Origin of the sequence: Paenibacillus favisporus, from assembly GCF_040545415.1 — a bacterium.
Taxonomy (GTDB): domain Bacteria; phylum Bacillota; class Bacilli; order Paenibacillales; family Paenibacillaceae; genus Paenibacillus_AQ; species Paenibacillus_AQ favisporus.
On sequence record NZ_JBEPLV010000008.1, the window covers coordinates 183,326 to 208,877 of the forward strand.

The 25,552-nt window shown below is 53.7% G+C and carries 26 protein-coding genes, 1 tRNA gene and 2 riboswitches; of the genes, 21 read left to right on the forward strand and 6 right to left on the reverse strand.

What is annotated here, in order from left to right; genetic code table 11:
• Positions 1-9 precede the first annotated feature (9 nt).
• Both ABID47_RS29515 and ABID47_RS29520 read right to left on the reverse strand, forming a co-directional pair.
• Entirely contained in the window at positions 10-393 is a 384-nt protein-coding gene (locus ABID47_RS29515; RefSeq protein WP_167372902.1) for a MarR family winged helix-turn-helix transcriptional regulator, read from the reverse strand.
• Positions 394-595: 202 nt separating this feature from the next.
• Entirely contained in the window at positions 596-1,213 is a 618-nt protein-coding gene (locus tag ABID47_RS29520; protein WP_354502306.1) for a nitrogen regulation protein NR(II), read from the reverse strand.
• Between the two features lie 248 nt (positions 1,214-1,461).
• Between ABID47_RS29520 and ABID47_RS29525 the strand changes: the two genes are divergently transcribed.
• On the forward strand, positions 1,462-1,818 hold the full coding sequence (locus tag ABID47_RS29525; protein ID WP_076173486.1) for a helix-turn-helix domain-containing protein: 357 nt from the start codon (positions 1,462-1,464) through the stop codon (positions 1,816-1,818).
• A gap of 89 nt (positions 1,819-1,907) precedes the next feature.
• On the opposite strand, the gene ABID47_RS29530 is transcribed toward ABID47_RS29525, so the two are convergent.
• The gene (locus ABID47_RS29530) at positions 1,908-2,567 is read right to left on the reverse strand and encodes an urease accessory protein UreF (RefSeq protein ID WP_354502307.1); all 660 of its coding nucleotides are present in this window, start codon (positions 2,565-2,567) and stop codon (positions 1,908-1,910) included.
• Between the two features lie 251 nt (positions 2,568-2,818).
• Here ABID47_RS29530 and ABID47_RS29535 point away from each other — a divergent pair.
• Positions 2,819-2,901 (forward strand) — tRNA-Leu (locus ABID47_RS29535).
• Positions 2,902-3,046: 145 nt separating this feature from the next.
• Here ABID47_RS29535 and ABID47_RS29540 read toward each other — a convergent pair.
• On the reverse strand, positions 3,047-3,541 hold the full coding sequence (locus tag ABID47_RS29540) for a glutathione peroxidase (protein WP_354502309.1): 495 nt from the start codon (positions 3,539-3,541) through the stop codon (positions 3,047-3,049).
• Positions 3,542-3,850: 309 nt separating this feature from the next.
• Positions 3,851-4,061, forward strand: a riboswitch (cyclic di-AMP (ydaO/yuaA leader).
• 122 nt (positions 4,062-4,183) lie between these two features.
• A riboswitch (cyclic di-AMP (ydaO/yuaA leader) is annotated at positions 4,184-4,356 on the forward strand.
• A gap of 137 nt (positions 4,357-4,493) precedes the next feature.
• On the opposite strand from ABID47_RS29540, the gene ABID47_RS29545 reads away from it, so the two are divergent.
• The 5 genes from ABID47_RS29545 (at position 4,494) to kdpC (ending at position 9,567) form a co-directional block, all read left to right on the forward strand.
• Entirely contained in the window at positions 4,494-4,883 is a 390-nt protein-coding gene (locus ABID47_RS29545) for a hypothetical protein (protein WP_354502311.1), read from the forward strand.
• Positions 4,884-5,024: 141 nt separating this feature from the next.
• Entirely contained in the window at positions 5,025-5,102 is a 78-nt protein-coding gene (gene kdpF, locus ABID47_RS29550) for a K(+)-transporting ATPase subunit F (protein WP_354502751.1), read from the forward strand.
• Positions 5,103-5,171: 69 nt separating this feature from the next.
• The gene (gene kdpA / locus ABID47_RS29555; protein WP_354502313.1) at positions 5,172-6,851 is read left to right on the forward strand and encodes a potassium-transporting ATPase subunit KdpA; all 1,680 of its coding nucleotides are present in this window, start codon (positions 5,172-5,174) and stop codon (positions 6,849-6,851) included.
• Between the two features lie 16 nt (positions 6,852-6,867).
• Complete coding sequence (kdpB, locus tag ABID47_RS29560; RefSeq protein ID WP_354502315.1) at positions 6,868-8,892, forward strand: potassium-transporting ATPase subunit KdpB; 2,025 nt, start codon at positions 6,868-6,870, stop codon at positions 8,890-8,892.
• Positions 8,893-8,949: 57 nt separating this feature from the next.
• Complete coding sequence (gene kdpC / locus ABID47_RS29565) at positions 8,950-9,567, forward strand: potassium-transporting ATPase subunit KdpC (RefSeq protein WP_354502317.1); 618 nt, start codon at positions 8,950-8,952, stop codon at positions 9,565-9,567.
• Between the two features lie 66 nt (positions 9,568-9,633).
• Here the strand turns inward: kdpC and ABID47_RS29570 are convergent, their stop codons facing one another.
• Entirely contained in the window at positions 9,634-10,983 is a 1,350-nt protein-coding gene (locus ABID47_RS29570) for an Nramp family divalent metal transporter (protein WP_354502319.1), read from the reverse strand.
• 241 nt (positions 10,984-11,224) lie between these two features.
• Here ABID47_RS29570 and ABID47_RS29575 point away from each other — a divergent pair, with 241 nt between their 5' ends.
• The 14 genes from ABID47_RS29575 (at position 11,225) to ABID47_RS29640 (ending at position 24,542) form a co-directional block, all read left to right on the forward strand.
• Complete coding sequence (locus ABID47_RS29575) at positions 11,225-11,644, forward strand: organic hydroperoxide resistance protein (protein WP_089549991.1); 420 nt, start codon at positions 11,225-11,227, stop codon at positions 11,642-11,644.
• Between the two features lie 261 nt (positions 11,645-11,905).
• Positions 11,906-12,151, forward strand: a complete 246-nt coding sequence (locus ABID47_RS29580) for a zinc ribbon domain-containing protein (protein WP_354502322.1) — start codon at positions 11,906-11,908, stop codon at positions 12,149-12,151.
• Between the two features lie 180 nt (positions 12,152-12,331).
• Positions 12,332-12,610, forward strand: coding sequence for a hypothetical protein (locus tag ABID47_RS29585; protein WP_089549992.1), 279 nt, complete (start codon positions 12,332-12,334; stop codon positions 12,608-12,610).
• A 125-nt stretch (positions 12,611-12,735) separates the two neighbouring features.
• Positions 12,736-13,158, forward strand: a complete 423-nt coding sequence (locus ABID47_RS29590) for a thiol-disulfide oxidoreductase DCC family protein (protein ID WP_244364193.1) — start codon at positions 12,736-12,738, stop codon at positions 13,156-13,158.
• Positions 13,159-13,335: 177 nt separating this feature from the next.
• A complete protein-coding gene (locus ABID47_RS29595) occupies positions 13,336-14,499 on the forward strand; it encodes a P-loop NTPase family protein (RefSeq protein WP_354502324.1) in 1,164 nt (387 codons plus the stop codon).
• Positions 14,492-15,718: a CpaF family protein gene (locus ABID47_RS29600; protein WP_354502326.1), complete on the forward strand. Its 1,227-nt coding sequence runs from the start codon at positions 14,492-14,494 to the stop codon at positions 15,716-15,718. The genes ABID47_RS29595 and ABID47_RS29600 overlap by 8 nt, the downstream gene beginning before the upstream one ends.
• A 208-nt stretch (positions 15,719-15,926) precedes the next feature.
• On the forward strand, positions 15,927-16,706 hold the full coding sequence (locus ABID47_RS29605; protein ID WP_354502753.1) for a type II secretion system F family protein: 780 nt from the start codon (positions 15,927-15,929) through the stop codon (positions 16,704-16,706).
• 13 nt (positions 16,707-16,719) lie between these two features.
• Complete coding sequence (locus ABID47_RS29610) at positions 16,720-17,592, forward strand: type II secretion system F family protein (RefSeq protein ID WP_354502328.1); 873 nt, start codon at positions 16,720-16,722, stop codon at positions 17,590-17,592.
• An 11-nt stretch (positions 17,593-17,603) separates the two neighbouring features.
• On the forward strand, positions 17,604-17,792 hold the full coding sequence (locus tag ABID47_RS29615; RefSeq protein ID WP_116231932.1) for a Flp1 family type IVb pilin: 189 nt from the start codon (positions 17,604-17,606) through the stop codon (positions 17,790-17,792).
• Positions 17,773-18,459, forward strand: coding sequence for a TadE family protein (locus ABID47_RS29620; RefSeq protein ID WP_354502330.1), 687 nt, complete (start codon positions 17,773-17,775; stop codon positions 18,457-18,459). Before ABID47_RS29615 ends, ABID47_RS29620 begins: the two co-directional genes overlap by 20 nt.
• 85 nt (positions 18,460-18,544) lie before the next feature.
• Complete coding sequence (locus ABID47_RS29625) at positions 18,545-20,716, forward strand: hypothetical protein (RefSeq protein ID WP_354502332.1); 2,172 nt, start codon at positions 18,545-18,547, stop codon at positions 20,714-20,716.
• Positions 20,685-21,716, forward strand: coding sequence for a pilus assembly protein (locus ABID47_RS29630; RefSeq protein ID WP_354502333.1), 1,032 nt, complete (start codon positions 20,685-20,687; stop codon positions 21,714-21,716). Before ABID47_RS29625 ends, ABID47_RS29630 begins: the two co-directional genes overlap by 32 nt.
• Before the next feature lie 173 nt (positions 21,717-21,889).
• A complete protein-coding gene (locus tag ABID47_RS29635) occupies positions 21,890-22,396 on the forward strand; it encodes an A24 family peptidase (RefSeq protein WP_258875279.1) in 507 nt (168 codons plus the stop codon).
• Positions 22,397-22,442: 46 nt separating this feature from the next.
• Positions 22,443-24,542 carry a DUF6382 domain-containing protein gene (locus ABID47_RS29640; protein WP_354502335.1) on the forward strand — a complete coding sequence of 700 codons (2,100 nt, stop codon included), beginning with the start codon at positions 22,443-22,445 and terminating at the stop codon, positions 24,540-24,542.
• 17 nt (positions 24,543-24,559) lie between these two features.
• Here the strand turns inward: ABID47_RS29640 and ABID47_RS29645 are convergent, their stop codons facing one another.
• Positions 24,560-25,465 (reverse strand): TIGR01777 family oxidoreductase, encoded by a 906-nt coding sequence (locus ABID47_RS29645; RefSeq protein ID WP_354502337.1) that lies wholly within the window; start codon positions 25,463-25,465, stop codon positions 24,560-24,562.
• Positions 25,466-25,552: the final 87 nt, after the last annotated feature.

Here is a 25,552-nt window from a genome sequence, read left to right on the forward strand (position 1 = left end):
AGGTGACTCCTACTCCATTAAAATTCGGTCTATATTTTTATTGATTTGATCCATGATGCGGTTCAGTGACTCCAATTGCTCGTCCGTAATGCCGGCGATCAGCTCGTCATTGAGCTTCAGCTCCATCGGGATCGTTTCTTTCATTAGCTCCTGCACGGCTGGCGTGGCGTAGATTAAATAAGCCCGGCGGTCAGCCGGATCCGGCTTGCGCTGAATCAATTCTTTCTTGTCCAGCACATCGAGAATGCGGGTGATGGAGGGCTGGTCTTTGCCGGAGCGAAGCGCGAGTTCCTTCTGGTTAATGCCTTCCTGAAGGTGAACCTGGTACAGTACGGACCATTGCTCGGGTGTGATGCCGTAAGGCTTAAGCAGGCCTGCAAAAATAGAAGACATTCTGCGGGACATATTTCCGTATCGGAAACCGATCGTTTGGGACGAAGATGAGAAGCGGGTCAGGGAAAACACTCCTTCAAAATATAATTGTCATAACAATTATATGGATATGAACAAAGAACGTCAACGAAAAAAAGCTGCAGTGCGTTGACGATGATTTTGAAGAAGTGTTTGGTTGGGGAATAGGCTGGAGGTGGTGCAGCTACTGGTGAGTAGGCGTGTCCAATATGGACGAGTACTTGGGATACAGCCGCCGTATGCAGTCCGGGCAAATATCGTGCGTGAATTCGGTGTGGGCATGCTTTTGCAAAAAACTCTCGATGGAATTCCACAAGTCATCGTCATCGCGAATTCGTTTGCAGACGGCGCAGATGGGCAGCAATCCGCGTAGAGTGCGGATCTGGGATAAGGCGGTCATCAAGTCGTTCTCGAGCTGCTTGCTTCGGCTGATATCCGACAGGCAGACGATCATTCCCCGGGGCTCCTCCCTGACGCCGTTCTGGAGCGGGAAAGCCTCGATTTGAAACCAGCGGGAGGGCTGGATGCAGCTTGATCGGAATTCGTTCCTGTAGTATGTAGAAATACCCTGCAAAACCGCCTGGAGTCTGTCCAAGTCTTGTTCGTCTTCTCCCGAAAGGGCGTCGGCGATTTGCATAAAATTAATGCCAACCCAGTTAAAGGATTGGGGGACGCCTTCGTCATACGCGCTTTGAATCCAGGCGTGGTTCACTGAAATGATAACTCCTCCGGCATCTACGACGGCAATACATTGCCTCATGGCATGGATCAATTCATGATAAGAAATGTCGAGTGTGTGCAAAAGCGGTCGCTCCCTGTCTTGGTATTGGTCATAAGCGGGCCCGAATCGCGTTGGAAAGGTAATGTCAGATATGAAGTGAATGATTGCAGGGCGGTTGGATTAGAAAAGGGACTAATGATACAATAAGAGCCATAGGTATGGAAATTCCTAATATAAAGAATACTATACACGTTTTTGCGTCATATTGCAAGCATAAAATTACTTAAATGCGTCGTTTTTTTTGCGACATGACTGGAAGGCGGTTTTTTATGCAATCCATTTACGGACGTATTGAGGCATTGATTAAGCAGAAGGGGATGACCAAAAAGTCGTTTTGCGAGCAGCTTAATATCAGCACGGGGAATTTCGGAGATTGGAAAAGGGGGAAGTCCACCCCGAGCACCAATAAATTGATCGAAATTTCGAGCTTTTTCGGCGTCAGCCTTGACTGGCTGATTCTGGGCAAGGAACCGGGGCCGTATATGGTGAAAGAGCAGCAGGATCCTTATTTGTGGGAAAACGGAAGGCAGTTAAACGAAATGCCGCTATCCGATCACGAGAAGGAGTTTATCAAGGAGTACATCAAGTTTGTGGAATACCGGAAGAACCAGTCCCGCGATCAGTAAGATGGAGGTCAAGTACATACATGGGAACAGAAAAGGCACTTCGCTGCGGCAGAGCAGAGCGGAGTGCCTTTGTGGTGTTGTTAAAGAGGTCACGAGGCGATATGGGAGTCGTTCTCCTGGATATTGACAAGGTCTGTGGGCAGGGAGTCTTTCTCCGCTGTCCATGCGCGCTCCATTTCAGCCGTCCATTTGCCGGCCAACGCTTTGGCGTCGTGAGGCGGAATGCTTAGCGAGCGGGCGGCGAGCTGGATGCATGTGCAGACCGCAGATTGCATATAGCCATAAACGGTGTGGTCGCGGCTGGATCCGAGCTGATAGTTGACATAGGCATGCGCCGTGGCCAGGCAGACGGGAGACAGCTCCTTCTGCGCGAGTTCGTCAAGAACCTTCAGATTGAGCCAGGGGTACAGGGCCTGGGCCAGTTTCAAAAGTCTTCTGCCCCGTTGGCGCACCGCTTCATCATTTTCATGTGCAGCGATTCTTCCGAGGATGTACCGGTCAATCCGGGCGATCTGACGGATATCCCGTTGGTCGGCAGCTGCGTAAATCGCCAGCATGGCCGCGCCGTCTTGGCGGACCAAGCGATTCATCATCGGATGAAGGATGAACCCTTCCAGCTCTTCCTGGCTCTGGATACGCCCTTCTGCAATTCGGGTTTGGAGGTCAAACACATGGCTGAAGCCTCCAACCGACAAGTCGTTATCCAGCGTTTGCACGTAATCGAGCAGTTTGGTGCTTTTGTCGTTCAACACGGTCACCTCCAGATTATTTTATGATAAGAAATATGACGTGAATTGCAGTTTGAAATCTTCGATCACTATTATTTGTAAGTTAATATTACATAAATATAGTGATTTGTCAATGTCAGGGCACTTAATCACTGTTTTTTTGTTTTTTAATGTTATATAATATTACATAAGTGATGTTATAATGCATTTCCCTTTACAATTCGGATGATTTTGTGTATAATAAAAAAGTTCGTTAAATGAACTTTGGATATGCGGTAGTGGTGGAATGGCAGACACGCTATCTTGAGGGGGTAGTGGGCGTACGCCCGTGGAGGTTCGAGTCCTCTCTACCGCATCTATGAACACAGAAAGAAGCTTCCTTGGAGAAATCCAGGGAAGCTTCTTTTTTGCTTATATTGCATTTTCGTATATTTCGGGGTCCCCGCAAAGCAAATGAATTCGGATCGAAGCAAGTGGCGTATATTGAGGGACTGCCTTGCCTATTCGCTTTTTCGGGACTCAAGCAGCTTGCGGATGTCGTTTTCGATTTTGTCCGGCGTTGTTTTGGGAGCATAACGCTTGATGACCCTGCCCTTGGAATCGACCAGGAACTTGGTAAAGTTCCACTTGACCGCTTTCGAGCCTAGCACGCCCGGCGCTTCCCGTGTGAGGTATTGAAACAGCGGATGGGCGTTGCTGCCCTTGACGTCGATCTTCTCAAACATCGGGAACGTGACCCCGTAATTCATCTGGCAGAATTCGCCGATCTCCTCGCTGGTACCCGGCTCCTGATTGGCAAACTGGTTGCTCGGAAAGCCGAGAATTTGAAAATGATGGTCGCGGAACTCGTCGTACAGCTCCTGCAGCCCGCGAAACTGCGGCGTAAATCCGCATTTGCTGGCCGTGTTCACGATCAGCAGCACGTCACCTTCATATTCCTTTAACGATACCTCTTTACCACGCAGCGTGTTCACTTGAAAATCATAGACGCTCACTGCCATCCTCCTCCTTTTTGCTGCTATGAATCATTATCCAGCCGAAGCATTTACCAAGCACGCAATTTAATTTTAAACGATTGAACTTTAATGTCAATGCGGGTATTCCTGCGAGCCAGTGTCCCCAAATGTCCTGTTTTCCATAAATGCGCCAAATCGGGAGCATAAAAGAGGTAGAAGTCAAAAAGCCAAAATGTAAGCGCTAATAAGAGCCTGAATGTTCCAAAATTCGCGGTTCATGATTTTTAGACTGCCTTTACAGCTTGGAAGGAGCGGGTGTATGATTCAGAGCGTATTCAATACAGTTTCCATTACTAATCGCTGAGTTTCCGCAAAAAAGCGCGGAAATCGGGGGAACCAAACGCGTGCCATGGAGCAGCGAACCGGTGTGAGAGTCGGGGGTCTGCTGCCAGCCGCAGGGGTGAATCCCGGCTACGGATGCCATGGATCCGGCCGGGTAGAGCGACTCTCACCGCTCGAATCCGTCAGCTAACCTCGTAAGCGTCGTTTGAGAGAGGAATGATGAAACTTGCGACCCGAATAAACTTTCGGATCACAGGGGGATCAGCTGACCTCTGTGTTTTTTTTACCCTTTTTTAGCTAATTGGAACGAAAGTGAGCATTCATCACAATCACATACACTTATCAATAACGCTTAATTTCGGCCGGAAACGGCCGGGAGCGGGGGAACCACAGCGGCCGCCTGGAATGGAAGCCGCCGGGGTGAATCTTTCTGGTACGGTAAGTACCGGGAGGTAGGGCGACTCTCACGCCCGAATCCGACAGCTAACCTCGTCAGCGTAACGGGAGAGGCAGCACTTGTCGTGCGCATTTTGAATATAGGACGATCCTACTCATATTCGTCCACATTCAAGAAGCCGCGGGAAAGGTCCTTCTTTCCCTGCGGCTTCTTTTGCGTATTCGCTGCTGCCGCACAGGAGGAGCATTTGAAATGGACAACGTCGTTATTGTGACCGCGCCGAATGAGGCGGGACGCAATTTTATCAAGCTGCTGATGTATTGGAAAAGGCCCTTTGCCGTTCTGACCAACAGTGCTCAGGAGGAACGCCTCTTGAGAAAAATGGGGGTGCAGCGGATCATCCGGCTGAATACGAATCACGCGGAGGATTGGGTGGTGCCCGAAATGGAGGTCGGCAAAATCTTTCTGTTTGAAAGCAGCCTCAACCTGACCTGCCGCTATTTGCAAATCTGCCGTCCCTGGACGTCGGAACCGGTATATGTCATTACGCAGAGGGGCAGCTCACCCGGCATTTACCGGGGGCTTGGTGCCGATCACATCATTTATACCTTAAACGGCGAAGTCGGATTTTTACTGAAATAAAGATGATTATAACCACGCAAAGGAGAGACCGGAAACGATGATGGATGTATATATGATACTTGCACTTGCTGCCACCTATGGCGTGTTCTTGTTATTTCTTCATTGGTGCGGCCGAGTGGTGGAAGAAGGGGGCAAAGACCAATGATTGTCGTTGGGGCATTCGCCGTGCTTGTCTTTATCTATTTGGTTTACGCCTTGATCCATCCGGAAAAATTTTGACCGGTATTTTAAATCTGTAAGCCTCAAGGGGCCAAAGCAGAACATGCTCGTAAGAGGGGGAAGCCAGCCTTGGATATTTTGCAAATTTGTATCGTGATTTTCGTGCTCCTGCTGCTCGTGAAGCCGGTAGGCACTTACGTATATCATATGTTCTCCAATGAACCGAACCGGACGGACCGGATCTTCGGCGGCGTGGAAAGAGTTCTATACCGGATCATCGGGCTGAAGCAGCGGGGCAGCATGAATTGGAAAAAGTACGCGCTCAGCATGATCGCAACCAATATCTTTCTGGTAGCGATCAGCTATATATTGCTCAGAACGATGGGCGCCCTACCGGGTAACCCGAGCGGAATCGGCAATATGGAGGCGAGCCTGTCCTTCAACACAGTCATCAGCTTTATGACGAACACGAACCTCCAGCATTACAGCGGGGAGAGCGGCATGTCTTATTTTGGCCAAATGATCGTCATCACGATGATGATGTTCACCTCGGCCGCCTCGGGCCTGGCTATCGCGATTGCTTTTATGCGCGGCATCACCCGCAGGGGTGAGGGACTCGGGAACTTCTTCGAGGATTTTATCAAGGCGCATGTCCGCCTGTTCGTGCCGCTCGCCCTCATCGTGACCCTGGTGCTGGTCGGACTCAAGGTGCCGCAGACGCTGGAGCCGATGCGGGCCGTGCAAACGCTGGGAGGCGGCGTGCAGCAGATTCCGCTGGGTCCTGTAGCCTCGCTGGAATCGATCAAACACCTCGGAACGAACGGGGGAGGTTTCTTCGGCGTCAACTCGGCCCATCCGTTCGAGAACCCGAGCCCGCTGACCAACGTGATCGAAATTCTCAGCATGTGGACGATTTCAGCGTCACTGCCTTACACGTTCGGACGGTTCGCCCGGAACAAGAAGCAGGGCTGGATGATTTTCAGCGTCATGATGACGCTGTTCGTAGCGTTCCTGTGCCTGACGTATTTCTCGGAAAAAGCCGGCAACCCGCTGATCAACCAATTGGGAATCAACAGCTCGGCCGGCAGCATGGAAGGCAAGGAGGTGCGCTTTGGTATCGCGCAGTCCGCGTTGTTCACAACCGTCACCACCGCCGCAACGACGGGGTCGGTCAACAACATGCATGATACGCTGACGCCGCTGGGAGGACTTGCGCCCTTGGCCGAAATGATGTTGAACGTCGTGTTCGGCGGCAAGGGAGTCGGCTTCGTCAATATGATCATGTATGCGATCCTTGGCGTGTTTATCTGCGGCCTGATGGTCGGCCGGACGCCGGAATTTCTGGGCCGGAAGATCGAAGCCCGGGAGATGAAGCTGATCGCGGTGGCGATTCTGATGCATCCCTTCATTATTCTTGCGCCGACGGCGATTTCGTTTATGACGCACCTGGGAACCGACGCCTTCTCAAATCCTTCGTATCACAGCTTGAGCCAGTCGCTCTATGAGTTCACCTCCTCGGCGGCGAATAACGGCTCCGGGTTCGAGGGATTGGCGGACAATACTGTATTCTGGAACGTTAGCACCGGTCTGGTGATGCTCCTCGGCCGATATATTTCGATTATCGCGCTGCTCGCCGTTGCAGGTTCGCTGGCGGTGAAGCAGAAGGTCGCCGAGACTCAGGGCACCTTCCGGACCGACAACAAGCTGTTCGCCGGCATTTTGACCGGTACCGTGCTGCTGATCGGGGCACTGACATTTCTTCCGGTTCTCGTTTTGGGGCCGGTCGCCGAATTTTTAACACTTAACTAAAGAGGTGGAGCAAGTCATGAGCGGACAACGCAAAAGCATGCTGTCTGGCGGCATTGCCAAACAGGCGCTGAAAGACAGCTTTATGAAACTGAACCCGGCCGTAATGATGAAAAATCCGGTCATGTTCGTTGTGGAGGTCGGCACCTTCGTGGTGCTGCTGATGGTTCTTTTTCCTTCTTATTTTCATACCGAGGGACGGATAGGGTTTAATCTGACCGTGTTTCTGATATTGCTCTTCACCGTCCTGTTCGCGAATTTCGCGGAGGCGCTGGCAGAAGGCCGGGGCAAGGCCCAGGCCGATACGCTCAAGAAGAGCAAAAAAGACACGACGGCGAACAAAATCGTGGGCGGCGAAATCAAGGTCGTCAGCTCGGCCGAGCTGCGCAAAGGCGATGTCGTCATCGTCTCCCAGGGCGAGATGATCCCGGGTGACGGGGAAGTCATGGAAGGCCTTGCATCGGTGGACGAATCAGCGATTACCGGCGAATCGGCACCGGTGATCAAAGAAGCCGGCGGCGATTTCAGCTCGGTCACCGGGGGAACCCGCGTCGTCAGCGACCAGATCAAGGTGATGATTAAAAGCGATCCGGGCGAATCGTTCCTGGACCGGATGATATCCCTGGTCGAAGGGGCGGCGCGCCAGAAAACACCTAATGAAATTGCGCTTAACACGCTGCTTACAACACTGACTTTGATATTTCTGATAGTGGTTGTCACGTTGGCACCAATTGCCAAGCATTTCGGCATTTCGCTGGATATCCCGGTGCTGATCTCCCTGCTCGTATGCCTCATTCCGACGACGATCGGCGGGCTGCTGTCCGCCATCGGCATCGCGGGCATGGACCGGGTTACGCAGTTCAACGTGCTGGCCATGTCGGGGAAAGCCGTCGAGGCATCCGGCGACATCAACACAATCATTTTGGATAAAACGGGCACGATTACCTTCGGTAACCGGATGGCGAGCCAGTTCATTCCAGTGGGGGGCGCGGATTACACAGAAACCGCCTATTGGGCAGCTGTCAGCTCGGTTAAAGACGAGACGCCGGAAGGCCGCTCCGTGCTGGAGCTGGTGAAGAAGCAGTCGATGGAGTTACATCCAGAGGCGGATGGAGAGTTTATCGAGTTCAAGGCGGAGACGCGGATGAGCGGCATCGACCTGGTGGATGGGCGGCATGTCCGTAAAGGGGCGGTGGACGCGGTGAAGCGCTGGGTGCAGGCCCAAGGTGGAAGTATTCCGGCGGATCTGGATATGGAATCCGATAAAATCGCGTCGGAAGGCGGTACGCCGCTGGCAATCGCTGTGGACAGCCGTATTTACGGGTTGATTCACCTGAAGGATACGGTCAAACCCGGCATGAAGGAACGCTTTGACCAGCTCCGGCAAATGGGGATCAAGACGATCATGTGTACCGGCGACAACCCGCTGACCGCGGCTACGATCGCCCGGGAGGCGGGCGTCGACGATTTTATCGCCGAGAGCAAGCCGGAGGACAAAATCGCGGTCATCCGCCGCGAGCAGGCCGAGGGCAAGCTGGTCGCCATGACCGGCGACGGCACGAACGACGCGCCGGCGCTGGCTCAGGCTGACGTCGGGCTCGCGATGAACAGCGGCACGGCGGCCGCGAAGGAAGCGGCCAACATGGTCGACCTCGATTCCGATCCGACGAAGATCATCGAGGTCGTGGCCATCGGCAAGCAGCTGCTGATGACCCGCGGCGCGCTCACCACGTTCAGCATCGCGAATGACGTGGCCAAGTATTTTGCCATCATTCCCGCCATGTTCATGGCCGCCATCCCGGAAATGAACGTGCTGAACGTCATGAAGCTCGGCTCGCCGCTCTCGGCGATCTTGAGCGCTTTGATTTTCAATGCAGTCATTATCCCGCTGCTCATCCCGCTGGCGATGAAAGGGGTGGCCTACAAGCCTGTAAGCTCGTCGCACCTGCTCAGCCGCAACCTGCTGATCTTTGGCCTTGGCGGTGTAATTGCGCCTTTTATCGGCATCAAGCTGATTGATCTGGTGGTTCATTTGTGGATTTAGACAGAATGAACTAAAGAAATGGATAAGCGATAGATTATGAAAAAGGGATGATACGATATGAAAACGACAGTGACGACGGCGGTCGGCGAAGAAAAGTGGAGCGGTTCCTTGTGGGGTGTCGCACTGCGCACGAGTCTGGTGCTGATCGTCCTATGCGGGATTGCGTATCCGCTGGTGAGCACCGGCCTGGCCCAGCTGATCTTTCCAAACCAGGCGAGCGGCAGCATGCTAAAGGACAGCACGGGAAAGGTCGTGGGTTCCGAGCTGATTGGCCAGTCCTTTACGGACCCTTCCTTCTTCCAGGGGCGGGTTTCCAGTATTGATTACAAGGCAGAGGGTTCGGGATCGAACAACTATGCCCCGTCCAATCCCGAGCTGCTGAAGCGGGTTCAAGCCTCGATCGCAGATTGGCAAAAGAACAACCCTGACGTGCCAGTCAGCGAGCTTCCGATGGACCTGATCACCAACTCGGGCTCCGGGCTGGATCCCCATATTACACCCGAATCAGCGAAAGCCCAGGTACCGCGGATCAGCAAGCTCCGCGGCGTTTCGGCCGATGAGCTGGACCGCCTCGTTGAGCGGAACACAGAGGGCCGGGACCTCGGCGTATTCGGCGAGAAGCGGGTCAATGTGCTGAAGCTGAACCTGGCCCTGAGCGAGCTCGGCAAGTCCTGATATTTAAAAAAAGCTCCGTATCCATGGAATCCATGAGATACGGGGCTTTTATTGTGTCCGTTGCTATTAACTGAAAATGGTCTGAACCAGAAGGTACACGTTCAGGACAATGATAAATGCCGCCACGACCCAGGCCAATATTTTGACCCAAACCGGATTGACGAATTTGCCCATAAGCTTCTTGTCGCTAGTAAACTTGACCAGCGGAACCACCGCAAACGGCAGCTGGAGGGACAGGATGACCTGGCTCAGAATGAGCAGATCCTCGGTGCCGCTCTCGCCGTAGATGGCCGTCACGATGACCGCCGGGATGATGGCGATCATCCGGGTGATCAGCCGGCGCAGCCAGGACGGCAGCCGCAGGTTCAGGAAGCCCTCCATGACGATCTGTCCGGCGAGGGTGCCGGTCAGCGTCGAGTTCTGGCCTGATGCCAGCAGGGCGACGGCGAACAAAATGCTTCCGAGCGTCGTTCCGAGCAGCGGCGTCAGCAGATGGTACGCATCGCTGATGTCGGCGACCGTAGTCATCCCCGCCTTGTGGAATGTCGCCGCCGAGACGATCAGGATCGCCGCGTTGATGAACAGGGCAAGCGTTAGCGCAATCGTCGAATCCCACGCGGAAAATTTGATGGCTTCCCGCTTGCCCTTGTCGGTGTTTTCGTACTGCCGGGTCTGCACGATCGATGAGTGAAGGTACAGGTTATGCGGCATAACGGTCGCGCCCAGGATGCCGATGGCGATATAGAGCTTCTGATGATCGGTCACCAGATCGGCTGTCGGGATGAACCCGGTGAAGATGCTGGCGGCATCCGGCTTGGAGAGCCACAGATCGATCCCGAAGCACAGTCCGATCGTCACGATCAGCACGATGACGAGCGTCTCGATCGCCCGAAAGCCCTTGTGCTGCAGCAGCAGCACGAGCAGGACGTCGAGGACGGTGATCAGCACGCCGTACAGGATCGGAATCCCGAACAGCAGCTTCAGGGCGATCGCCGAACCGATGACTTCGGCCAGATCACAGGCTGCGATGGCCAGTTCACACAGCACCCACAGACCGATGCTGACCGGCTTGCTGTAATGGCTGCGGCACGCCTGCGCCAGGTCGTGGCCTGTAACGATGCCGAGCTTGCTGCACAGCGACTGGAGCAGGACGGCCATCAGGTTCGACAGCAGGATCACGGCCAGCAGGGAATAGCCGAACCGGGATCCCCCGGCGATGTCCGTCGCCCAGTTTCCGGGATCCATATAGCCTACAGCCACCAGATATCCGGGGCCGACAAAGGCCAGAAATTTGCGAAAAGTCGAGGCGTTCACCGGGACTTTCATAGATTGGTTTACGTCAGACAGCGAAGTTCGTTCCTTCGGTTTCTCCCACGTATTGGACTTGGAAGGATGTATAATTTCGGTGTCTTTCATATGCATCACACCTTATTAAAATTATTGTAATGTAATAAATGTTCTACTATTCATTGTACTCATACAAATTTGTTTGTCTAGGGAAACTTTTATGTGGTTGTACAATTATTTTTGGGACACACAAGAATGGGATGCACACCTCTTCTGAATAGCCATTACCCGAAGGATCCCGTTTCAAATAGAAAGGATCGCTTTAATTAATGAGGGTAGGGTCAAATTTCAGGAAAAGGAGTCGATGAAGATGAAAGCTCTATATACGGCAACGGCAACGGTCCATGGCGGCCGGGAGGGTTCGGTCGCATCCTCCGATGGTGTCCTGAAGCATGAACTCAGTATGCCCAAAGAATTAGGTGGAGCGGGCGGCAATGGAACCAATCCCGAGCAGCTGTTTGCAGCCGGGTACGGTGCCTGCTACGAAAGCGCACTGGCCAATGTGGCCCGTCAGGCCGGCGTGAAGCTGAATGATGTGGAGGTCACTTCCAACGTCATGATCGGCAAAGACGAGAGCGACGGCGGTTTCCGCCTTGCGGCCCGTCTCGATATCAAGCTGCCCGGGATCGAACGTGAACAAGCGGAAGAGCTTGCGAAAAAGGCGCATGAATTTTGCCCGTATTCCAAAGCCACGCGGGGGAATATCGATGTCGAGCTGAACGTGATTTAAATAACGCCAGGATGTATCCGAACGTCTATCGACGTACCTTCATAGAAAACTGGCCGCGTTTCGCGGAAGTTTTCCGTGCGATGATGGAATGGCTTTAGCTCCGCTGAACTTTATCATCGTAACAAAAGCCGGGGGCTCACCACGCGGTGGCGGCTGCTTCCGGCTTTTTGTCGTATCATTTTCGGCATAACCATATCCCTGGAACGATTTCCACCGCCCTGGCGTAAAATAGTTAGGCACCAAAGGAAAGGGGAGATCAGCTTGAGCATTAAGGACATCATTGAGGATCGTTTTGTTTGCGTTAAGTGCAAGGGGCGGATCTGCGACATACGTGAGGTTTCCATGACAGGAGCTGGCCTCAGCAAGATGTTTGATATCCAGCATATCCATTATTTATTTGTTTCCTGCAAGCATTGCGGGAATGTCGAGGTGTTTAATCCCGATATTTTGGAAGGGAAAAAGAAAGATCAGCTTGGTACGATTCTGGATATTTTCTTTGGGAGTTAGGCATCCTTTATATTGAAGGGAAGCAAAAGCGATCGGTACTGTAGAGACATATTGGGGCCAAATACATGAATTACATACCCTTCTTTGTTGACATGATATATAAAATTCATTTAATATGTCTAAGTACTTGTTACGTACTATTTGTCCGAGGCAAGAAAACTAAATAAACGGGTGATGCATATGTCTTACAGACCGATCATTACGAACGTCAGAGAAGCCAGCAGCAATGAAAAAAGCGGATTGTACGAATTCATTATCAACCTGGCTGACGGAACAGAGTGCCGTGCGTTCTATAACCGTTTTCCGGAATGGAAAATGACTAACATCAGCCGATTGCAGAAAACTCCTTGTCCTGTATGCCGCAAAGACTTTATTTGCAAGTGCATGGAGAGCTTTACAGGCGAGCTGGAACAGCAAATCGTTGAGAACCAATGGATTGATAAGGCGCTTGCCCATTAATATCATCCAGGAGATACAGGTGCGGGATTATGAATCCCGTGCTTTTTTCTATTTTCGGGGAGTAATAAGGTGGCTTGATTTACGAGGCAATAAGGAAGATACTGGAGGTAAGGGAGGGCTCGCCGATGACCATGCAGCAAGGAAGCGCAGGTAAGCCAAATGCCATTGTTCTGATTGACGGCGTCTGTCATTTATGCCAGGGGCTGACCAAGTTCATTCTCCAGCGGGATCCGGCAGGAATATTCCATTTTGCCTCACTTCAGTCCGAGATCGGAGAGAAGCTGCTCCGGGAGGGCGGTTTGCCAGTCGGAACCCTAAATACCGTCGTTCTGATTGAAAACGGACGCTATTATACGGAATCTGCTGCAGCTTTGCGGATTGTGCGGCGTTTAAAGCAGCCTTGGCCGCTTCTGTATGCTTTTATCGCTGTGCCTGCGCCGCTCCGGAACGTGATCTATCGCTGGGTCGCGCGCAACCGGTACCGCTGGTTTGGCAAGGAGGAAGCCTGCCTGCTGCCCACGCCAGAGATTAGGAACCGTTTTCTGTGAAAATGAACCACTACCGGATCGATTTTTTCATGTCAAAGTGTATTGTGTTTCCGGTCCGGATGTGATAAATTCTAAATTAAGTAAATACTTACCAATAACGGAAGCACCGTTTAACACCCGCCAGGCGGGTTGTTGGACGGTGCTTTTTTTGTTGTCTGAAACGAGGAGGGATCATTCGTGATGGTACCATACCGAATTACGCTCGCGGTCAAGGAGGCGCAGTATCTGGAGGGTATCCTGCACTATGTTCACAGCAGCGAGTTTGGGGACAAGCTGCACATATCCGGATTCACTAAATTGGACGCTTTTATGAAGTATATGGACGGCGAGGAGCTGCCCGACGCCGTCGTAGGGGAGGCCGCCTTCCTGGAACCCTGGCTTGCCGGGAAGAACGGCGATATACCGAACTGGATTTTGCTCGGACATGGGGAGGCAGCCTCCATACAAGGACCGGTGCTCCCCAAATATCAGCCCCTTCCGGAGCTGATGGCTTCCATCCTCGGCTTATGCCGGAGGGAAGGTCAGCGGCGTACACTGCCAGTGGCGGACGGAGAGGCCGTGACGATCGGCTTCGTCTCCGTCGTGGGCGGGAGCGGGAAGACGACCGCCGCCGTTAATATGGCCAAACAGCTGGGGGCGGCCGGCCTGTCGGTATTTTATTTGAACCTCGAAACCGTGAACAGCAGCGGAATTTTTCCCAGACAGGGGGGCGGTGCGGAGAGTGCCGAGGGGCTGCCCGGGATGCTGTATGAGCTGAAAGCGGCCCAGGAGGAGAAGCATGTGCAGACGATGGTATCCCCGGAGCCGTACACCGTCCATCATCCGGGAATTCGTGCGGATTGGTTCAAACCCGTCACCAATTTGAAAGAGCTGGTTCAATTGGGTAAGGCCGATACACGGAAGCTGCTGCAGAGCATCGCGGCAAGCGGCCGGTACGACGTGGTGATCGCCGACACAGATTCCGGGCCGAACGAACGCCTGGCCGCTGTCCTGGAAGGATGCCGCCACCTGGTCTGGCTGATGCTGGACGACATCACCAATCTGTACAAAAACGGCCAGTGGTTTGCGTTTATGGAGCGGAGCCAGCCGGAACTGTTCGCCGAGCTTGCCGGAAAGAGTCGGTACGTGGTCAATCGGTTCACCGGGCAGCTGGCCAATCCGCTGCCCGCGTGCATTCCGGAGGTGGACGGCGTTCTGCCGTATATCCCTTCCTGGAAGCATAACAGCAACGAAGAGCTGCTGCTCAGCTCGCCGATCTACCAGCGGGATATCCTCAAGCTGTGCAAGTCCCTCTTGGGGGACTCATTTGTCAGTGGTTCAGGAGTGAGGGGATATGGATGAAGAGCTGTTCCGCGAGCTTCGTCAAGAAATCCGGTCCGGACTGGACGTGACTTCTGCGCTTGGCAACCGGGAGCTGATGCAGTATATCGAGCGGACGGTGTTCAGGAGACCTGAGCTTCGCGAGCTGACCGCGCAGGAGAAGCGCAGCCTGATCCGGCGGATCTTCGATTCGTTCCGCGGGCTCGACATTTTGCAGCCTTTGGTGGACAATCCCGCGATTACCGAAATTATGATCAACAGCCACGAGGATATTTTTATCGAGCAGGACGGCGTGGTGTCCCGGCTGCCGCTGAAGTTCGAATCGAGGTCGAGGCTTGAAGACATTATCCAGTCGATCGTTGCCGGCGTGAACCGCGTCGTCAACGAGTCTTCGCCGATCGTGGACGCCAGGCTGAAGGACGGCTCGCGGGTCAACATCGTCCTGCCGCCGGTTGCGCTGAAGGGGCCGACGATGACGATCCGGAAGTTCCCCGAATCGCCGATGACGATGCAGGACTTGATCGTCCGGAGAGCACTGAGTCCGGAGGCGGCTGAGTTTCTGCAGCAGCTGGTGGTGGGGAAATACAACATCTTTATCAGCGGCGGGACGGGCTCTGGCAAAACGACGTTCCTCAATGCCCTGTCGCAATTCATCCCGTCGGACGAACGGGTGATCACGATTGAGGATTCGGCAGAGCTTCAGATTGTCACGGTCCCCAATCTGGTCGCTCTGGAGACCCGTAACGCCAACACGGAGGGGAGAGGGGAAATCGCCATCCGGGATCTGATCCGCTCCTCCCTTCGGATGCGTCCCAATCGGATCGTGGTCGGCGAGGTTCGGGGGAGCGAGGCGCTCGATATGCTGCAGGCGATGAACACCGGCCATGATGGAAGCTTATCGACCGGCCATGCGAACAACACGCGCGATATGATCAGCCGGCTGGAGACGATGGTGCTGAGCGGAGCGGATCTGCCTGTGCCTGTCGTCCGCCAGCAGATCAGCTCGGCGATCGATATTTTTGTCCATCTGTCCAGGATGCGCGACCGCACGCGGAAGGTCACTGAAATCAGCGAGGTAGCCGGGCTGGAGAACGGCGAGGTGGTCCTTAATCCGCTGTTCCGTTTTCGGGAGACGGGGGAGAAGGAAGGAAAGGTTGAAGGGGAGCTGGAGCCGACGGGAAACGGATTGATTCATGTCGCAAAGCTTCAGGCTGCGGGAATCGCCGCCGCAAAGAAGTGAAACGGACATTTTTAATTCAAATATGTAGAGATTGGGGGCGCAGGCTGCTTGATTCAGCATCAAATTTAAAGGCCTTAATAAACCAGTTGGGTACTGTTACCAGGGAGGTGAAGCGATGTTACACGAACAGCAGGGAACAGGGAGCAACGGTAACGGGCGGGAGGCCGCTCCACCCAAGAAGCCAGGCAGGGCGCTCAGAAGGCAAGGCATGGACGGATCTCCCCCTCCAGAGGGTATAGGGAAGAAGCTTCCGGATTACCAGACTTATGAGCTGAACGGGCTCCAGCGTACGGCATGCATTGCTATTGGGGGTTTGTTATGCTTCGGAATCGGCTATTTGTTCTATCACCAATGGCTCGTAGCTATAATCATGGCATCTGGCGGATGGATCGTTCCGCGTTTTTGGAGGGCTCATCTTCTGGAGCGCCGGAGGACCGCGATGAATCTTCACTTTAAGCAGGTGCTGTATTCGTTGTCTTCCTCCCTGTCTGCGGGCAAGTCGGTGGAGAACGGATTTAGGGAGGCTATTCAGGACCTGCGGATGCTCGACCCGGATGCGGAGAATGACCTGATTACCGAGCTGGGTATTATCTGCGCAAGAATGGAATACGGCGAACCGGTCGAGGATGCGCTGAATGACTTCAGCCGGCGTGCGGCAATGGAGGATATAACGAATTTTGCGGATGTGTTCACGACGTGTAAGCGCACGGGCGGGGACCTTGTCGAGGTTGTACGGCACACCTCAACTGTGATCGGCGAGAAGCTCGATATCAAACAGGAGATCTCGGTCATGATCGCCCAGAAAAAATTTGAATCCAGAGCCTTGTTGGCTGCGCCTATCCTGATGCTGATGTTTATGAATTTTACGGCCGGAGACTATATGCAGCCGCTGTACAGCGGGATGGGCATCGTGATTTCGACAGGTGCATTGGTGGGACTGGCCGGTTGCCTGCTATGGATTATGAAGATGATGAATATCAAGGTGTGAACGGGGTGAAGTCATGAAATTATTGGCTGCCGTGATGTTGGCTCTGCTGGCGGGAGGTTGGGTGGTGCAGAACCAGCGCTGCGGCGACAAGTATAAGCGGTTGATGACATTGCCGATGGAAGGGATTCGGCTGAGAGCGGTGATGCGGCCCATGCTGTACATCATCGACCAGTACAAGCTGACTGCGCGTTTTCCGCTCTTCTTCTTCAGGCTTCAGCGCTCGATCCAGAAGATTTACGGGCAGCGGCACAGCGTGGAGATGACGTTCCTGTATGCCGGAGAGATGCTGTGTTACAGCTGGCTTATGCTGATGCTGGGCTGCCTGCTGACGCTTGCCGCCGGGGGGAACACGGGGCTTTTTATTGGAGGGCTGCTGGCCATCCTTCTGCCGGCCGCGATCATTAAGGACCTGCACACGAAGGTTGATAAGCGGGACCAGGATATTACGATCGAGCTGGCCGAGCTGCTGAACAAGATCGTCCTGCTCGTCGGAGCCGGCGAGACGGTACAGAAGGCCATCACGCGATGCGCACGTCAGAAGGAAGCCCAAAAGGATCATCCGCTTTATAAGGAACTAATCCGGATGATCGATGATCTGGAAGGCGGGTATTCCTTTCAGCAGTCGTTTGAGAATTTTAGCAAACGCTGTGCCGTGCAGGAGGTATCCGCGTTTACGACAGCCGTGCTGCTCAATTTGCGGCGAGGGGGCAGCGACTTTGCCATGGCTCTGAACGACTTGTCCCGGGGATTATGGGAGAAGCGCAAGGCCATTACCCGGACACGAGGAGAGCAAGCTTCGTCAAAGCTCGTTTTTCCAATGATGGTCATTTTTATGATCGTGATTGTGCTGGTGGGCACACCGGCTTTTATGATGATGAACATGTAGGAGGGGTATAAATGCTGACAATGATAAGACGAAGCGGCAAGAAATTATGGAAGGACGAGGAGGGGCTCGGAACGCTCGAAATGCTGCTGATTATCGTCGTGATCCTCATTATCGCGCTTCTGTTTAAGAAGCAAATTATGGAGCTTATCAACAAACTTCTGGCTAACGTCAACAAAAAAAGTGAAGAATTTACGAGCTAGGTTAAAAGAATGCGAGGGAAGCTTTACGCTGGAAGCCTCCCTCGTCATGCCGGTCGTTCTGTTCACGACGATGATTCTGCTGTTTCTGTCCCTGTATATGTATCAGCAGAGCATGCTGCATCAAGCGGCGTCCGCAGCCGCGGAGCGCACGGCCTACAGCTGGGATAACAGCCATAAAGAAGCGCTTGACGGCTCGGTGCCGGTCGACCAGTATGATTCGCTGTATTGGCGAATGACAGACGATCAATGGCTTGGTGCGTTGTTTGGCTGGGCTGGAGCTGAAAACTCACAGACGGTACCTGTTCCAAGTACATCTTCCACGCAAGGGGCGCTGACGGCGATCAAGCTGAGCAAAACCGGCTCGACGATTCCGGCGGGCATGCAGGGGGATATGACCTATAAAAATGCTCTGCTGCAGCGGAAAGTAACTGCCAGCTTGAACCAAATGATCTCCCTTCGGCCGCTCGATGCCATGCTGGACGGAGGGAGCGAGCTTCGAACCTCCGGGAGTTCATTGGTCGTGGATCCGGTAGAATTTATCCGCAGCATCCATCTGATGAGATACTACGGCTCGAAGTTTAAGAAGAATGATGCTGGTGAAGGGATGGATCGGGGCAACGCGGCTGGGGTGCTGCAGCAGCTTCAAGCTTCCGGAAGCCAGCCTTAGGACCCGAGAGGAGGATTGGCGGGTGTTCGGTAAGAGACGCTCGGAAAGTGGATCAGTATCCATCTTTCTTATAGGGGTTTTGGCCATGATTTTTGCGTTTGTCGCATTATTTATCGACTACGCCCGGATCGCGGCGATGAAGGCGCAGAGCGAGCGGTTGGTCCGTGCGGCGGTCCGGTCGGTCATGTCGTCGTACGACCCTGAACTGCAGGAAAGGTATGGACTTTTTGCACACGGCAGCACGAGCGGCGATCAAATTATGGCAGGCGTGCTTAACAGCACGATGGACAAGGGAGACCGCAGCGATCGGTTTGATCTGCTCCCGCTTCAGCTGGACACCTCGTCGCTCAAGATGGAACGGATGCTGGGGGAGTATGACATTTTTAATAGGGAAGTCAGCGAGGAGATGAAGTATAAAGCGCCCATCGACTTTTCTCTGGAACTGGTCAGCAGGTTCAAGCCGCTGTCCGAATCCATGAAGGAAGCCTCGGATACGGTGGATGTCTTGAGCAAGCTGCAGAAGCTGTATGACAAGCGCGAGGAGGCCCTAGATCAGATGCTGGCGGCCCAGAGAAAGGCCGGTCAAAGCCTGAAGGAGGCTCCGGATTTGATCATGAGACCTGCCGGTGGGGCGATTCCGGACCAATCGCTCGGTTCTTCGGAAGTGGTCACCGCGGCCGACATCGCCGCACAATATGAGGACTACGTAGACAAGGTCAATCAGGATGCAAACCGTGGCGAAGACGAAGAGGAACAGTACAGCCCGGAAATACGGGAGTATAACCGCAGCTCAGGAAAGGTCATTTCCCGCCTGCAGGACATCCAGTCCTCGGCGGCCAAGAGCCATGCAAAGGAACTCCAGAATGCCCTGGAGTACTGGGAGGAGGCCCGAAGCAGCAACGATAAGATGAAGGAAGTGATTGCAGAAGCCGGAAACCGCGGCGGGACCGAAGGCTACGATCAGGTCGGGAGCGCCATAATCCCGGGGGCGGCACCGGAAGCATCCGGAAGCGATCCAGCGGCGATTCATGGCATCCGGGACGGCATAGACCAACTGCTGCTGTCCGATAGTCTGTTTCAGGAATTGAATGATGTAATTAAGACCCAAAAACAGGATTATAGTGCCTTTAACAACCAGTTATCCACCCTTTTATCCTTGCTTGCCGAGTCTTCCGGAGTTCAGGGAAGCAGTGGGCGCATGAAAAATGAGGTAATCCGGGGAGTAAGCGCCGCTGACCGTTATGTCCATGATTACGCCGTGTCAGGCAGCGGGAATAAGCTCGACGGGGTGGCAGGACAGCTGCAGGAGCATCGGGGATCCGACAAGGAAAGGAAAGAAAAAGAGAAGCTGAGCAAGGCCAAGCTGTCCGAAGCAGCAGGCATTTTGGAAAGCATTAATAAGCTGGACCAGAAAGTGAAGCAGCATAATGAGGAATACCAGGAGCTTCAGCAGTATTACGACGATAGCTTGATCTTTAATAAGGAAGACGCAGGCAGCGAGTACAAGGGGACCGATCTTGATCATGACCCCTATGATGCGGGCAAATCGGCCATGAAGCAGACGGACTCGGTGTATGGATCCATGGCGGAAATGATGTCGGGCATCAAGGACGAACTGTTCCAGAACGAATATGCAGCGCTGTATTTTACCCGTTTCGATCTTGGATTGCTGAAAGATGCGGCGGCAAGCCCGGGAAGCCGGCTTGGGGATGCGGTTGCCGATGAGATGAGCGTAAGCCATCAAGAGCTGGAGTATATCGTGTACGGCTTCCATAACCCGGTGGGTAATGTGTCAGCGGCATATGCCGAAATTTTTGCGGCACGGCTGGCGGTTCGGACCATGGAGGGGCTCGTGAAGAACAGCAAACTGGGAAATCCGCTGCTCGTTCTAGCTGCAGCGCTGCTGTACGGAGTAGAGATGGCCATGGCCGACATGGTGAAGCTCTGCAGGGAAGGATCCGTAGAGCTGTCCAGTTACGTTAAGATTCAAATGACATACCGCGACTACTTGAGATTGTTCCTGCTGATCCACAGCGACAATGAGAAGAAAATGTCCAGAATGCTGGCGCTGATTCGTCTGAATACGGGAATTAATCCTGCAGAACGCGCCACGTATGCGTCAGGAGAAGTCCGGATCGGAATGAGGCTGTGGTTTCTGCCCGGCGTGATCCAAATGGCGGGTTATGCCGGAGGCAGTCCGGATAACGTGGAAGGAAACCGTTACTATGTTACGAAAAAAGCGGATTTTGCTTATTGATCGGCTGCACCGCATGAATTGGGGGAGAGCTTCTGCTCTCGCCAAGGCGTTTACGAAGCGGGGGAAGCGGGAGCTGGGCAGCATCGTCCTGGAAGCCTCACTGGTGCTGCCCTTCTTTTTGTTCTTCGTCATTTTTCTGATTTATATCGTTCAGATGACACTCATTTCTACGGCGCTGCAGAGCACCGTTTCGGATACCGTCAAGCTGGTATCTTCCCACATATATCCGGTGGCTTTGGCCATCCAGCCGGAAGCATCCGCAGGGACGGGGGACGGATCCAAGGAGCGTGACTCCGGGAGCTGGTCGGTTCCCGAGCTGTCGCTAAGCGATTGGGCTTCCCAATATACGGGGGCTCTTCCGTCTCCCCTGAAGGAATGGATGGATGAGGCAGTGGGGCGGGCCGAAGCTCCGCTCCAGAATTTAAAAAATCAGACGGCAGAGGCGGTGCTCGATCCGGTGGTCAAACCGATATTGAAGCCACAAATGCAAAGCCATTTTCTAAGCTACGAGCGAATTCATGTTTCCAATATTCAAATCCCTGACCTCAAGAACAGGACGGATCCGTACTTTGGCATTGAAGTGAGCTACGAGCTGCCGATAAAGGTCCCTTTTATCAATAGGAAAATCGTGATTCAGGCCAAAGCACAGGAACGCCTGTGGATCGGCGCCACTGATGAAGAAGGCGCAGGAGAGGGTGAAGGGGATGTTGATGGACGCACATCCATCAGCATTTTATCCAAGCCGGATCCCGCGTATGTCGGCAAAAAGGCCAAGGTGCGCGCCAAGATCGCTCCAAACGGATCGGCGAATTTATCCGTGTTTTATAAAAGCGGTCAAAGCACCGCCAAATACTTGGGGGAAAAGCAGGCGGACGCGGACGGAACCATCGAGTGGGAATGGTGGGTCGGACCTAACACGACACCCGGAACCTGGCCCTTCGTCATTACGACTTCGGACGGCCAGCGGCTGGAGGTTATGTTTACCGTCGTAAAGGGATAGCTCATACCTCAAATGGTGTGGTTTTACCTCAATTGGTGTACTAGCCTCGTTTGGGTCGTGAAAAACCTCTTTTTGGCCTGCTTAACCTCATGTGTCCGATACCTCTACCGTAATTACGGTAACAGTTAGTTTAGTTCAACTACATAAAGAAGGGGAAAGGAGGCGGTTGTACCGTGAATCCGGCCATATATGGATGTGCAGTGCTGATTGCCGCTGCTTTTGTGACCGACATCCGGACGATGAAGATCCCGAATAAGCTTAATTTCAGCGCTATTATCGCGGGAATAACCTTCCACGGGATTTGGGACGGCTGGTCCGGTCTCGCGTTTGCAGGGAAAGGGCTGGCTGCCGGATTCCTGGTGCTGCTCGTCATGTACTGGATGGGCGCGGTCGGAGCCGGAGATGTGAAGCTGTTTGCCGGGATCGGTGCCTGGATGGGCGCTCTGTTTGCGGTTCAGTGTGTGGTTTATTCGGTCATCTTTGCGGGAATCATCGGGCTGTTGATTTCCTTGTGGAGGAGGGACGCAATGAAGCGACTGCGCCAAGCCGCGGGAAGCCTGTCCGGATTTTTTGTATTAAGGAGTCTGACCAGTTTGAGGGGAAATCGGAAAGAGCAGCTTCATTTTCCGTTTATGCTTGCCGTGCTGCCTGGCTTTATATGCGCGTGCATGTATTTGTGATTCTCGGGTTTACGAAGTGATAAGTTCCTACAGATGGTTTTCGGAGGTGAACACCGGTTTGGAGTCTCTGACGCGTGACTTTATTCAACATGACGGAACCTTTATGGTCATTGGCCCTGCTGAAGGGTACCGTCCCGATGAATTAAACAATATAGAATTATCTATGATTTCGGCCTCCCGGATTGCCAGATTTCTTCCGCTGCGCCTGAAGGAGATGGATCTCCGGGTAACGCTCCAGTATGACATTACAGGCAAGAAGATGCTGTCCCATATGCTAAGGGGAGAGAGGCTCAGCATGCCGGATTATTACGGGCTTTTGTGCCAGGTGGCCGGGACGCTGGAAGAGAGTAAGTCTTACATGCTGCAGCCGGATAAGTATGTGCTGGACGAGGATTACATCTTCGTTGACGGGTCCCTGCACTCGGGAACGCTTTATTTTACCTATGTTCCACTGGAGGAGCCGTTTCAGGACAAGCCGCTGCGAATCCGATTGAAGGAATTAGTCACGCGGCTGATGGCCACGGTCCAGGAGCTAAAGGGAAACGGTGTTCAAAGACTGCTTCAATTCACCGGAGGCGAGGACTTTTCGGTCTCCGGCTTTAAAAAGCTCCTGCTCGAACTGTTAACCGCCGAGGAGGATGGTGGACATGGATATGCTGACCATTCGGGAGGCGGCCAGCCGTCAGAAGGGTATCAAAATCATTTTCAGCAGGCTGACAGGCAAGGGTTGCCAGGTGACAGTCGTGTTCCGGGAAAAGGAATAAGAGGAGCAGAAGACTCTGCAGCGGGCAGCGTGGCACCGTTTCATAAGGCAAGAACGAATGCCCGGGCAGCTGAAGGGGATCGGCTGCGGTCTATGCCATTGCAGCAGGCAGACCGCCCAGGCCTCGAAAGGGACTCCTTTCCGGGAGTGGGCGGGCTTCAGGAAGCGTTTGACCAGTGGAACCGGAATCCGGACCGTGACGATGTCTTAGACGCAAACGATGAGCGGGAAGCAAACGGAAAGTCTGGTGGAAGGATTTATATTGCTTTGGGATGTCTATTATGTGCCGCTGTCATATGGCGGATGATTTATATGCCAAAACCCACGGCAAGCTCGCTGCTAATCAGTATCTTATTGACGATTCTGCTTGGTGTGGCGGCTTGGCTTAGCTGGTCTGGAAAGCTAAAGCTGGGCCGTTCTGCGCAGCAAGCGCTGGAAGGAGAAATCCCGGATTTCGGATCGGGTGAAATCGATGATGATCGTCATTCGGCTTCACGAAAGAGAATCCCACGGTTTCAGGTGGACCAGCTGACCGGCTGGTTCGGCAAAGGCAGCAGACGAAAGGATCGCGATGATGACGATCACGGAACAGATGATGCGGAACCGGATTGGAAGTGGAAGTTTTCGCAGGATTTACTTGCAGCATCAACAGGTATTGAACTGAGGGGAGAAGGGCAGAGGACAAGCGAGACAAATTGGCCAAGCTACTCGGCGGTAGGCTCTAACAATAAGGGGCTAGGACTGGGGAGCGGAGTTGGAAGCGGAGTTGGGATCAGACAGGAAGGACGGGATGGTCGGGAAGATCGGGAAGAACGGGATGGTCGGGAAACTCCGGCCGACCGGGAACATTATTCGGACATCCGGCAGCGTCTGTGGAGCCACCTTGAGGCTACCCATGCAGCCGGGGTTGAACATGCGGCCAACGAGCATGCTGGATCGGATGGAAGCGCCGGGCACGATTTCCGTTTGAAGGAAGGACAGGCTATGTCCGGCACCGGACGAAGTAATGCGACTGTACTTCTATCTGCGCCTGTGGATGGTGCTGCCGGAGGGAAAAGCCATCGCTCCGGCAGTCCCGGCTATTATTTGATTCGCGAAGGGGAGCAGGGGCGCCCCTCTGAACGGATTGAGCTGAAGCTGCCGCACTTCGTGATCGGAAGGTCGGAAGAGGTTGCCCAGTATGTAGAAGCCTCCACAGGCACCTCACGCGCGCATGTCGAGCTGGCCAGAGGCAAGGACGGCGGCTACCTGATCAAGGATCTGGGCTCCCGCAACGGAACCAAGCTGCATGGAGAGCCTATGGTGCCCTACAAGGAGTATCCGCTGAAGGATGGGGACACTTTTACCATCATCAGCGGAGTCTATACGTTCAAGGTATCCTGAGATCCCTCGTAGAACGTTCATCCCTGCTCGTTGGCAAGGTCGCTCAAAGCCCCCTGAAGGCGGGGATACCGGAATTTAAAGCCCAGCTCAAGCGCCTTGGCCGGAAGAATGCGCTGGCCTTCCAAGATGATCAAGGATTGTTCGCCAAGAACGGCCTTCATCATCACGGCGGGTACCGGAAACCAATGTGGCCGGTGATACGCACGGCCAACGGCTTGTCCGAATTGATCATTAGTAACCGGTTCGGGTGCCGTGGCGTTCACCGGACCCTCGGCCTCCGGATGCGTCATGCAAAACTCGATCAGCCGGACGATGTCTTCCAGATGAATCCAGGACAGCCACTGCCGGCCGCTGCCGATTTTGCCGCCGACCCCCAGCCTGTAGGGGAGGCGCATGATCGGGAAGGCTCCTCCCTGATTTCCAAGCACGACGCCGATGCGCAGCTTGACGAGCCGTACGCCCTGGATGCTGTCGGCAGCGTCTTCCCACCGGCTGACGACATCCGAAGGAAAATCCATGACCTGTTTCGGACTGTTTTCGTCAAAGGTGTCGGTCCATGAGGTGCCGTAGACGGCAATAGCTGAGGCCTGAATGACGACTCCTGGCTTGCTGTGCAGCTCCTCCACAAGCTTGGCGACGGCAGCTACGGTAGTGAGGCGAGAGCGGATAATGCTGTCCTTTGCCTTGGTGGTCCACCGCTGGCTTAATGAAGAACCGGCCAAGTTGACCAGTGCATCCATGCCCTCCATCAATTCGGGATGGCTTGCAATCTCATCCCACGTATACAACACCAGCCTAGGGTCGCGTTTATGATCGGGCGGAAGCTTGCGGGTGACGACGATCACCTCGTGTCCGTTCTTGAGCAAATGCTCCGATAGCGCGCTGCCGATAAAGCCGGTACCTCCGCAAATGGCGACTCTCATCCGATCCTCTCCTCCGAAGTTGATTTCAATTTATGATATGTATATAAATAACCCCCGGCAGAGATCAGACTGTCGAAATGAACCCAT